Source organism: Mastigocoleus testarum BC008, from assembly GCF_001456025.1.
Classification (GTDB): domain Bacteria; phylum Cyanobacteriota; class Cyanobacteriia; order Cyanobacteriales; family Nostocaceae; genus Mastigocoleus; species Mastigocoleus testarum.
Genome location: NZ_LMTZ01000160.1, coordinates 1 through 11664, shown reverse-complemented (window position 1 = coordinate 11664; position 11664 = coordinate 1). Strand labels below are relative to the sequence as shown.

6 protein-coding genes are annotated in these 11664 nt (G+C 38.7%); 1 reads left to right on the top strand and 5 read right to left on the bottom strand.

What is annotated here, in order from left to right; all coding sequences use genetic code 11:
* Nucleotides 1-159: 159 nt before the first annotated feature.
* From rpsR to BC008_RS42785, 5 genes are all read right to left on the bottom strand, one after another.
* Complete coding sequence (gene rpsR, locus BC008_RS42800) at nt 160-375, bottom strand: 30S ribosomal protein S18 (RefSeq protein WP_058184284.1); 216 nt, start codon at nt 373-375, stop codon at nt 160-162.
* Nucleotides 376-394: 19 nt separating this feature from the next.
* The gene (gene rpmG / locus BC008_RS47195) at nt 395-589 is read right to left on the bottom strand and encodes a 50S ribosomal protein L33 (protein WP_072207801.1); all 195 of its coding nucleotides are present in this window, start codon (nt 587-589) and stop codon (nt 395-397) included.
* A gap of 320 nt (nt 590-909) precedes the next feature.
* Nucleotides 910-7179 (bottom strand): translocation/assembly module TamB domain-containing protein, encoded by a 6270-nt coding sequence (locus tag BC008_RS42795; RefSeq protein WP_027842538.1) that lies wholly within the window; start codon nt 7177-7179, stop codon nt 910-912.
* Nucleotides 7180-8020: 841 nt separating this feature from the next.
* Complete coding sequence (gene ppk2, locus BC008_RS42790; RefSeq protein WP_027842537.1) at nt 8021-8905, bottom strand: polyphosphate kinase 2; 885 nt, start codon at nt 8903-8905, stop codon at nt 8021-8023.
* Nucleotides 8906-9144: 239 nt separating this feature from the next.
* The gene (locus BC008_RS42785) at nt 9145-9618 is read right to left on the bottom strand and encodes a hypothetical protein (protein WP_027842536.1); all 474 of its coding nucleotides are present in this window, start codon (nt 9616-9618) and stop codon (nt 9145-9147) included.
* A 398-nt stretch (nt 9619-10016) separates the two neighbouring features.
* Between BC008_RS42785 and BC008_RS42780 the strand changes: the two genes are divergently transcribed.
* Nucleotides 10017-11246 carry a molybdopterin molybdotransferase MoeA gene (locus BC008_RS42780; RefSeq protein WP_027842535.1) on the top strand — a complete coding sequence of 410 codons (1230 nt, stop codon included), beginning with the start codon at nt 10017-10019 and terminating at the stop codon, nt 11244-11246.
* The last annotated feature ends 418 nt before the right edge of the window (nt 11247-11664 follow it).

Genomic DNA, 11664 nt, shown 5'->3' with positions numbered 1-11664 from the left:
TAAAGTGTTAGGAGCTTGATTTGAGCTCCTGAATTAATTTTAGATTTTGAAGTTCAAAATACCAAGTTTAACGTATAAAACATCTAACTCAATGGGATGATTCTACTATCCCTGGTATTCTGACACTCAATCAATTAGGAGTTCATCCTTCAGCAAAGTTTATCCTTCAGCGTTGATAAATGGCAACAAAGCTAAAACTCGAGCGCGTTTAATTGCAGTGGTCAAAGCCCGTTGTTGCTGAGATGTCAATCCAGTGATCCGACGCGGTAATATTTTACCCCGTTCGGTGATAAATTTCCGCAGCAAATCCACATCTTTGTAATCGATTGGGTCTCCTGGCTTAATTGGTGACAGACGACGACGATAATAACTCATTTTTGCTCAGTTTCCTTTTTTACTTGATTTCCTTGTGGACGGTGTGACTATTGCAATGGGTGCAGAACTTTTTTAGCTCTAGACGATTGGTGGTGTTACGACGATTTTTGGTACTCGTGTAACGGGAAACGCCAGGAGAGCGTTTGTTTGAGTTACTGCGGCATTCAGTGCATTCGAGTGTCACTATAATCCGGACACCTTTATTCTTAGCCATAATTTTAGATAGACAGCCAGGAGAGAATAAATACGATCAAATATTTTCCCACATGACGCCACAATATTTCAACTAAAATGTTGACTTTAATGTCGAGTTAGTGCCCACATTGCGACGAAGTTGAGATAGTCCTAACATTACCTTAATTTAAAGCTTTGTCTGGGCATTAGATAAAGCTATTTTGCATCGGAATGCTAGGGGAATGCTTAGTACTATAGCAGCAGAATTCATAATTATATTGCAAAAAGTAGCAGAAAATATTTGGGTTGGGGATTGGCGACTGGGGATTGGGGATAGCACTGCGTGCTATCCCCAACCCCCTAAAACCTCCTCTGATACTCGATCCGAAATTCACCAAAATCATAGTCGTAAATAAACCTGACAGAAGAATTCTCGTTGATATCTTTTAACCCCGTGACTGAGGGGAAAACTTGCAAGCGTGTGAGACCTATTTTCTTACCTACAGAATTCACTGGTCTCTGGACATTCCACAGAAATTCTTGGTAATATTCATCAATAATTGGTGTTATTACGTAATCAATAAAAGCTGATTGTATCAGTTCTTCTTCTTGACCGTCAGTAAGTTTTTGTTCTACATCTTTAATGATCGCAATAGTACGGTTACCAAGTAAAGATAAGATTTCGGTTTGGTTACGACTTGGAGTACTTGACAACTCTACGATTGGATTATTAATCAGGCTTTGGTTCCTAATGGCGACTTGAGAACTCTCATTTATACAATTAGCTATTCTTTGTAATCTTTGGGGTGAATTTTGTATTGTTTTTCTGAGAAATACCCTGGGAACATTAATTTGACAATTTTCTGAATTATCGTCCAAAGAACCAATTAGTTGACTAGCTTCTCCTTCAATACCGATCCGTACATCAATTTGGTTAGGATTTGTCGGCGCTACTGCATCGTCACGAATTTCAGAATCAACGGGTTGGGGACGGTCGAAGCTGGGAGCGTCAAGAACTGTTGTTTGCAGTTCAATATCTAGGTTGGGATTGAGTAAACCTTGCTCTGGAGAAAATACAATGAAGTGTTCGCGATCGCGCGAGAGGAAAAAGGAATTATCGAGGAAATAAATACTTCCTCGACGCAAATTTATGATTCCTTCGGGCTGTAAGTTATCCAGGGGACCATTTAATGTTAAGTTACCGGCAATTAAAAAGTTTGTCCGGGGTACGGATCGTTTAAATCTAAATCCTTCGCCAATATTTATTTGTAAGTCGTCGAATATAGGTTGAAAGGAATAGTTGTCTTTAGCCCGTCTTTTTCTTCTTTTAGCTGATTTTTTTTGTTGGTTACTTGCTTGTTCCTCGTTTTCCTCAGCCTCATTATTCAGTTTTGGAACAATAACTCTTCCTTCGCTGAGATCGATATTTCCGCCGATTATGGGACGCGTTACTGTTTGAGATACTTCAACGCTGGCGTTAACATTTCCTTTGTAGAGTCCTTCAAGATTTAGTTTTCCTGGACCTAGGGCTAATATCAGCGAACTAGGATTATCAGGGTTGGTAATTCCGGCACGAACTAAAGGTAAACTACCCGTAAGGGAAAATGGACTATCAGCAAAGTTCCCTTCTAACTGGTTTACTTGAATGTTTTGATTTTGTAGAGCAATGTCACCAGCAATATTTAGATTGATTTCCTCACCTAGTTGCTTAGTTTTGACGGTGGCGTTTTCAATTTGAATTGTGGAAGTACCTGTTAAATCTTTTATGAGTTGGGGAGGGGTTTGGGCTGACCAATTTAAAGGTCCTTCAAGGTTGAGTGCAATTTCTCCGTTTCCTTTAACCCATTCTAATTGCTCCTGAGTAAAAGTACTTAAAAACGCTAATCCTTGAGTTCCAATTTTAGCATCTAAAGTAATAGAGTTATCTGTATTGGGTTGGGGAGGATAGGGTATTTTGGCGTTGATTTGGGTGAATGAATCGGGGGTTGTATTAAATTTCGCTACTGAATCTATGTAGCTGAAGGTACCAGAAAATATCCCTAATGGATCTTGATTGAAGCTACCATCAATTAAGGAGATTTTTCCTTCTTGAATTTGGGGTTGATTAATCGTACCGTCTACTGTGGCTTGAAGGTTTACTTTTCCCCCAATGTCTACAGGAACATCAATAAAGGCAAATTTTTCAAGATTATCTAAGGAGAAGTTTTGTACTTGGACAAATCCGGATGTTTTTTCTCCTGTTAATTCTCCATTTAAAGCAATTGTGCCTTCTTCTAGGGCGACACGTAATGGATCTACTTTTATACTTCCGTCTTTATAACTTCCCCGTGCTGTTACCTGGTTGATATCTAACGGCTTTCCTTCCTGAATAACTGGACCTTTACGACGTTTGACGGTAACAACTTTGGGTTGGGGATACCATTCCCAGTTATTACCATCTAGCTGAAAGTCTACTTGGGGGTTATAAAATTTACCTGCTATATCGATCTGGGCGTTATATTCTCCCCTCAAGTCTAATTGAATTGCGGATTCTTCTTCTCGCTTGCGGGCTGCATATCGTCGAACCCGTCGATCTACTCTCCTGAGTAAGCGTAGCTGTCGGGCTAAGGGTGCGTTGGGTTTTCCTACTGGATCTGTTTCAATAGCTGCAGCGTTAGTAAAGTTAGAAGAACCAAAGAAAATGCTTTGCAGGTCTTCTAATCTGTACGTATTAATAGTCGCAAAGATATCTTCTAACTTGGCTGATTTTGTGAATATCTTGGCGTTGACATCACCCGAGTTCAGATTTAGGTTACCTTGAAGATTATATCGGCTCTGTCCTGATTCCAAGTAAGCTGATGGGACGTTTGCAACTCCTCCATCGTAAGAGAAATTTGCTGCGACTTCTTCTGCCTTAAGATATCCAATACTTGGTTTGGTAACTTGTAAGTTTCCAGCGATGTTTGTAACGTCGAATAGGTTCAAGTCAAGTTTTCCGGTGACTATTCCCCCAACTTGCGCAGGGAGATTTTCTTGGACTGCTGGTACTACATTTAACAAAGCCAGGGAAAAGTTTTTCAGATCGATATTTAGCCGATCGCCGTTACGTTGACCGCTTACTAAAATAGCGTTTTTGGAATTTCCTCCTTGTTGCAGGTTAAAGGAAACTGGAAGATAAGGTGAGATACATTCTTCTCTATTACAGGGTTCTAGCTGGGCTGAGATTTGATCGTTTTGTCCTTGTAAGTTAATTGCTAAAGTTTTACCGGGTTGTAAATTTACTGGACCTGTTAGTAATGGTTCAAAGGCGATTTTATCAACTGCAAAATCCCTAAGTTGTAAGTTACCTGTTAATTGTAAATTTCCCGGTGCTAGGGGATCTCCAAGTAAGTTATCGCCTTGGAAGCGACCTTGAAAAGCAGCATTTCCGGCGATGGGAATATCAGTTTGCTGGGAAATTTGGGCGATTAAGGTGGAGGGAAGTTCACTTAAGTTGGAACGGGCATTAATATTTAAATTAGTACCTATTCCCCAAGTTCCATTTTTACTTGTCGCCGGATTTGGATTTAAAGTTATTTGACCGTCAGCAGTAAGTGATTGTTCTCCTACTTGCAAAGATATGGTTTTAGCTTGGATCGTAGCGGGGGAATTACCTTCTATAAAAGGATTGATATTTCCTGCGAGATTAAATTTACCAGATAATTTTCCGACTTCGGGACAGGATAAATCAAAATTTTGGCAAATGGCTGGGGTGTTAATATTCGTTGCAGTTGTATTGCTAGAAAAAATACCATTATTTAAATTGGTGATGGTATTAACCGTACCTCCTTGAACGCCCAATCTTGCAACAGCATTGGCTCGAATATTATTAAAATCTTGAGATAGTAATCGATTTACAGAACCGGAAAGATTAACTTGACTATCTGCAATAGTCAGGGGTACTGGTAAATCAGGCAAAAATGGGGAAACTGAAACTCCTTTAGCAGTAGCGATCGCTTCTAAAAGACCTTGTTCTAATTTACCGTCGATGGCTACTTTACCATTATTGACGTCTAAATCCAGATCGGTATTACCTCTAACTCTGGCTAAATTAAGATTACCCGACCCTAAATCATCTAAGATATCTAAATTTCCTGCTAACTGAACCTTTCCTTGGCGCAGGTTAATTGGTCGATTTAAGTTTAAGTTTAATTCGGGGGGTTTAAATTGAGATATAAAAGGATTTAGTGCTACAGAATTAGCATTGATCGATGCTTGCCAAGTTTCCGTCCCTAGATTACCTGAACCATTAAAATTAACTGTGCCATTTCTTCGGGTTTCGGGGACGATTAATTGACCGGAAGCGCTTGCGCGGAAGCTACTTAGCTTATCACTTAAAGTATCGCTTAAATTATTATTTATATTTTGATTTTGACTTGTTGCAAATGATAATAATTGTTTTACAGAACCAGAAACATTAACTCGGGTATTTGCTACTGTTACAGGGGAGCCAAGCTGAGGTAAAAATTTATTAAGTGAAACTCTGTTGGCGATCGCATTCCCTTGTAAAACTCCCCGATCTAACTTTCCATCTACGGCAACTTTACCATTGTCAACGTTTAAATTTAAATCGGCAGTTCCTTGAATATTAGCCGGGTCGAAATTATCTAATCTACCCGCAATATTAACATTACCCCGTTCTAAAAATACCGGTACATCTTCACCAGTAGGGAGTTCAGATAAAGGTAAAAATCTATTGAGGGAAATTCGATTAGCGATCGCTTTGGCTTGTAAAAGACCTCGATTTAATACTGCGTCTACAGCAACGTCACCATTATTAACATTTAAATCTAGGTCAGCAGTTCCTTGGATATTACGCGGATTTAAATTATCTAATCTACCTGCTAATTTGACGTTACCCCGCTCCAAAAAGACGGGTACATCTAAGTTTTCATCCTGTTGAAATTCAGATAATAAAGGCGTTAATGATAGGGAATTAGCACTAACATTACCCTGCCAAAGCCTATTTGCTAGATTAGCTTCACCATCAACATTGACTTTACCATCTTTGGTTTGCAAAACCGTGTTACGCAGACTGACTTTATTTGCTGCGTACAAAATATCTCCAGTACCAGAAACTTGTCCCGCAACTGCAGTGTTAGCATTAGGTACTTTCCACGATAAAACTGCTTGGGGATTTGCAACTGTACCTCTAACTGTTCCTAGTGCGGTAATTCTATTTAACCGATAAGAATCATCTGTAACTCCGTAACGAGCAATAATTGCTCTGGGATTAGTTAACAGAGCATTCAAATTAAAAGCTAGCTGGGACTTAGCAAAATTTTTGAATTCAAAATTCTCTAATTCTGTCAAACGACGAGGAAATTTAACGTTACCTTTGGCGACAATTTCACCACCACTTAAGGTTGTAGCTCGGAATTCTCGAAGTAAAAATTGCGACAAATTACCAACAAAACTGGTATTTATTTTACTAAACCTTACTTTGTCAACAATGACGTTGCGAGTGCTGACAATATTACCTGTTAAAACTGGATTTTCAAATTTTCCCTTGACAAGCATATCTGCCCGCAATTTACCATCTATCCCAATCGGTAACTTTGCAGGTACAGTTCTCAAAACCTTAGCAACTTCAAAAGGATTAACATTAACCTTAACGTCAAAACCTTCCTTGACATCTACATCACCAGATACCAATGCTGTCAGATTACCGTAGCTCCCCTTCGTTTCCTCAAAAGTTATCTTATCCCCCTTAAATCGCAACAAAGCGTTCGCATCGATTGGGGCTAGTAGTTGCTTGCTTCTAACCTTCAAATCTTGTAATTTTGCCGTACCCACAACCAAAGGTAATTCAGAAAAGGTCGAGAGTTTGATATCTAAATCGGCATTTAGCTCGCCACTTGAGATATTAACCGGAACCTGGGAAATGAAAGGATTAAGCTTAGCTAAAGTTAGTTTTGCGATTTTGGCACTTGCCTTAGTTTTACCAGTTTCTAACTGAGTTTCTCCCTCAAGCTCCACTTTACCTTGAAATATTTCTGCATCAAGGTCGTATCGCAGGCGTTCGGTTTCTACCTGATTATAGTTGACAAATCCATCTATTTTACTCTGCAATGGAGTCTGATAACCGCGAGGAAGCAAAGCAACCTTACCATCTCGCACGCGGATAGTTGTGTTCAGCTTAACAGGAAGTTCGCTATCATCATCTGTATCTAATTCCAGTCTTACCCATTCTCCCGACTTCACCTCTTGAGCATAAACATCTGGTTTAATAAAAGTGATATCGACAGGCAAAATTCGAGAGAATATTACCGGAATTGGATTAAAATTGACATTAACCGCTTCAATTGAGACGTTATTAGGATCGTCCTCAGTCGCCGGGAGGGAAGAAGAACCAAAGCGAATTCCGGTCAAACTCCAACTTTGCACCTCCCCCACATCAACCTCACGATTGATGTAATTGCTAAGTTGAGTTTCTACTAAAGATGGTAAATTGCGACGAATCCAAAAATCTGTGACGAAATAGCCAACCGTACCCATTCCGACAAGAGCAATACTAGTTGCAAACGCAATTTTACGAAACCAAGAACCTGTATCATTCTGGTTTTGAGGTTCTTGAGAGTCAGCTTCATCCGGAGTATTTGGAGATGTCATAACTTTTTGGTTCTACAGATTGTTTATTTTCCTCACAAAACTAAATTTTGAATCAATTTTAGGTTATTGAACCTTAAATTATCTAACTTTGAATTAGTTTACGCTTAATATTATGCCTACTCAATTACCCGAAAGCTTATGTAAAAACCCCTATTCAGATTAACTACATTTAAATTCTGGGGTTAATAAACAAGATGGCAAACTTACTTGCAGGGACATGATATTTTAACATTTGTAGAGATGCGCTCTTCTTAGCGTTCCTGCGGGAAAATATGTCGCGTCTCTATCAGAATCTGTGTTTTATTATTAAATGTTTTCATACTCACATTTTACAGGAAAAATTTAAGAGAAAAATTACTATATAGTAAGCGATTCAACGGACACAATAGGTAATAGTTTACAGCTGAATCGACAGTTTCAAAATTACCCTATTTCACAATAATTTCCTAGAGTATCTTATACTTTCTGATTTGCCACCAAAATTCAAGAATTTCCATGTACGTAAAATAGTGTAATTTTATTTACTAGACCTCATGCTCTTTACACTTTAAGGGGAAATCAAAAATTACAAAATTATTTACGTATATAAGTCTTAATACTGGTAAGTTCTATATGCATTTTAAGTACCTAACATCATGTATAAAAATATTTTTAATTCTCAGATTCTATAGACTCACAATTTCCAAGCTAAGTAACACTGTTTTCCACGATGCTTAATAAAATCCTGGTTCTGTGAGTAAATCCTAAGGGGATTTAAAACTAAACCAAATTCAACTTGTAAAGCTTAGACAGAGATTGGGTTTAGAGTCTTATTTTCTAAGATTATGGATAAATTGGTACTCTAGTACTTTTTTGGTACGAATTTTTGCATACACATAGGAGGTCGAATATAATCCATTGCTTTCTGTCGCAGAGGTAATTTAATCGGTTCTGGCGTCAAATCTTCGTAGGGAATCATGCTTAGTAGATGATTGATGCAGTTGAGACGAGCGCTTTTCTTATCGTCAGCTTCTACCACATACCAAGGAGATAGAGTTGTGTCAGTGGCAGCAAACATATCATCTTTTGCCTTAGAATATTCTACCCATCGAGCGCGAGATTCCAAATCCATGGGGCTAAGTTTCCAGCGTTTGGTAGGGTTCTCAATACGTTTCTGGAAACGTCGTTCTTGTTCCTCATCACTGACTGAAAACCAATACTTGATGAGAATGATACCCGAACGCTGTAACATATGTTCAAATTCCGGACAAGAACGGAGGAACTCAACATATTGTTCGTGGGTGCAAAAACCCATTACCCGCTCGACTCCAGCCCGATTGTACCAACTGCGATCAAATAAGACGATTTCTCCTGCTGCTGGTAAATGAGCCACATAACGTTGAAAATACCATTGCGTTTTCTCTCGCTCAGTAGGTTTACCCAGAGCCGCAATTCGACAGACACGGGGGTTCAAACATTCTGCAATTCGCTGAATTGCTCCCCCTTTCCCCGCAGCATCCCGACCTTCAAAAACAACTACTACTCTTAAACCTTTGTGTTTAACCCATTCCTGAAGCTTAACCAATTCAATCTGAAGCTGCTTCAGTTCTTTGTTATATAGCTTGTTATATGCCTTTTTCTTGATTTTCTTTGGCTTTGATTTTTCTTGGACTGCTGAAAAAATCTTAACCTTGTTAGCTATAACTGACTTGTCTTTCAGGACATCTTTAAATTTCTTTTTCGCCATCAACTGACCCTTAAAATCTGTCAGACTGTGAAATATACTTTGTGAAATAAAACAAATATATGTAAAAATTATACACAAAATAGATAATAATCTATCTTGTGTAGACTCATGACAGAGTTGAATTTTCGTAAACTTTATTTGCTCAAATTTATACTAGAACCTAGAAGACTGGAGAAAGAAGACATTTTGTCGCACTTCACACTTAATTTGTAGCTATATCAAGAGTTACTGCATCATATTCATAGAGAAGAACTGGTATCGGGAGCCACATCAATTCCATCTCTGACCCTCAGATTTTGAGAGTAAGCAATCAAGTCACTCAGGGTTTCGATTTCGAGTCCCATTTTATTCCCAGCCAGTTTTAAAGCTTCTTCAAAACTGCTGATATCCTCCCCATAACCACATAGTTCGGCTGTCATTTTGATTCCATGTTCAGCATTAGCTTTGGCACAATCGATTAAATTAGTACCAGTAAGAGGTTGGTTAGATAAATTCTCTTTAGATTCGCCCCAATAAGCTTTAATTGTCCAGATTTGCTGGTTGCTTTTTCTTTCCACTGACCAGCGATAAACTGCAGATTTGGGGTCAACCCCAATCTCAATCAACTTCGCGCCCATATAGTATTCCATCTGGTTGAAAGTTCTTTGTTTGAGCGCAGTAGGCTGGTTAATATCTACAGTTCGGGTTAGTTGCGCTTGTGTATGTTTGGTCATGGTCACAATACCTTCTTAAATCATAAATCAGCCTACCAATGTGGTGAAGCTCGACCTCGACAACAACAAAGATAAGCATCAAAAAATTTGGTATTAATAGTATTTCTGCTGTGCTAATTTTTAAAGATGGCGATGAGGTAAAATGCCTGAGAGGCAAGGCTGCGCTTCTTATGAAACCTTTAGTAAAGAGAAAAATACCTGTTTGTTGACTGCTTTCCCGTTATTTTTTGTCTAAATCCCACTATCAGAGGGAAAATTGTCCTAAAACTGGAAAATATAGAAATATAGAATATCCAGAGACACAAAAATATATACCCCAATCAAAATAATTCTTAATTATTTGGTCAATGGAAAACCTATATCTAAATTATACCAGTTCATTATCGGAGTGAAGTACCATGCTCTCAGTCAGAGATGCAGAAAATATTATTTTTGATTTAGTACAACCGTTAACTACTCAAATAGATAAAGATATAGAAATTGTAGATTTATTCAACGCTAACGGACGAATTTTGGCAGATTCTGTAGTATCTAATCTAGATTTTCCCCATTGGGATAATTCTGCGATGGATGGTTATGCGGTGCGTTACGCAGATGTGCAAGAATGCAGTCAAGATAAACCTGTAACCTTACAAATTGTTGAAGATATTCCTGCTGGATATCAACCCCAAATTACTATTCAACCGGGACAAGCAGCACGGATTTTTACTGGTGCCGTAATGCCCCAAGGTGCAGATACAATTGTGATGCAGGAGAATACTCGTCGGGAAGAAGATCGTGTTGCGATTCTAACTGCACCTAAACCCGAAGAGTTTGTGAGAAAACGTGCCAATTACTACCAAGCGGGGAATTCATTATTAGCTGCAGGTATCGAACTCAAAGCAGCCGAAATTGCAATCTTAGCTGCAGCACAATGTCCTCAAATTAAAGTTTATCGCAAACTTAAAGTAGCTATTTTATCTAGTGGAGATGAATTAGTTACACCTAACCAATCCCTCCAACCCGGACAAATTGTGGATTCAAATCAGTATGCCTTAGCTGCTTTAGTTCAGCAAATGGGTGCAGAACCTCTGATGTTAGGAATTATTAAAGACGAACCAGAAGCACTTAGGGAAGCTATTAGCAATGCAATTAATAATGCTGATATAGTACTTTCTTCTGGTGGTGTTTCCGTTGGGGATTACGATTATGTCGAACAAATCATCGAATCTCTCGGAGGTGAAATCCATATTCGTTCTGTTGCGGTCAAACCAGGTAAACCCCTCACTGTTGCGACTTTCCCTCACACTTTATACTTCGGTTTACCAGGAAATCCTGGATCGGCTTTGGTTACCTTTTGGCGGTTTGTCAAGCCAGCAATTCAGAAATTTTCTGGTTTAGCAGAAGGTTGGAAACCTGAGTTTTTACAAGCAGAAAGTTTACACGATTTACGTTCTAACGGTAAACGGGAAACTTATATTTGGGGTAATTTGAAGGTTAATAATGGCGCTTATCAATTTCAAGTTGCTGGGGGTAGTCAAAGTTCCAGTAATTTGATTAATCTGGCGCAAACCAATGCTTTAGCTGTTATTCCGGTGGGACAGAAATCAATTAGTCGACGGGAAAAAGTACAGGTTTTGTTGTTGTAACAAGACTTCAGTTAATATAGCTAAGCGACTCCATCAATTTTAATTTTTAGCAATTGAAGCAGGAACACAAACACCTGAAGATTTAGGATATCCCCCCGGTTTTTTTTATCAGACCTATGGTAGCTGTCAAGATGACCCAATTATTATTGATTCTAAAGTAATTGAATATTAGTCACTTGTTACTTACCCGATAACCTGCACCAACCTTGTTCAGCCCAAATTCCCACCTGGAAATCAATTTCCAGGCTCATAAACTAAGTACGTTAAAACGCACTACAAGCCTTACATAGTCTGATTTATCAGACTTTTTCTATGAGCCTGGGATTTTAATCCAAGGCGGTTATTGTATCCGCTCAGTAAGTCGGGGTAAGAAGAAAAAAGAAGAAGGAACAAAAGTAGAGCATGTGTCGTAGAATAT

Excerpts from the sequence above, each read along its gene's own strand:
- rpsR (WP_058184284.1), bottom strand. The coding sequence starts at position 375 with ATGAGTTATTATCGTCGTCGTCTGTCACCAATTAAGCCAGGAGACCCA.
- rpmG (WP_072207801.1), bottom strand. The coding sequence starts at position 589 with ATGGCTAAGAATAAAGGTGTCCGGATTATAGTGACACTCGAATGCACT.
- BC008_RS42795 (WP_027842538.1), bottom strand. The coding sequence starts at position 7,179 with ATGACATCTCCAAATACTCCGGATGAAGCTGACTCTCAAGAACCTCAA.
- ppk2 (WP_027842537.1), bottom strand. The coding sequence starts at position 8,905 with ATGGCGAAAAAGAAATTTAAAGATGTCCTGAAAGACAAGTCAGTTATA.
- BC008_RS42785 (WP_027842536.1), bottom strand. The coding sequence starts at position 9,618 with ATGACCAAACATACACAAGCGCAACTAACCCGAACTGTAGATATTAAC.
- BC008_RS42780 (WP_027842535.1), top strand. The coding sequence starts at position 10,017 with ATGCTCTCAGTCAGAGATGCAGAAAATATTATTTTTGATTTAGTACAA.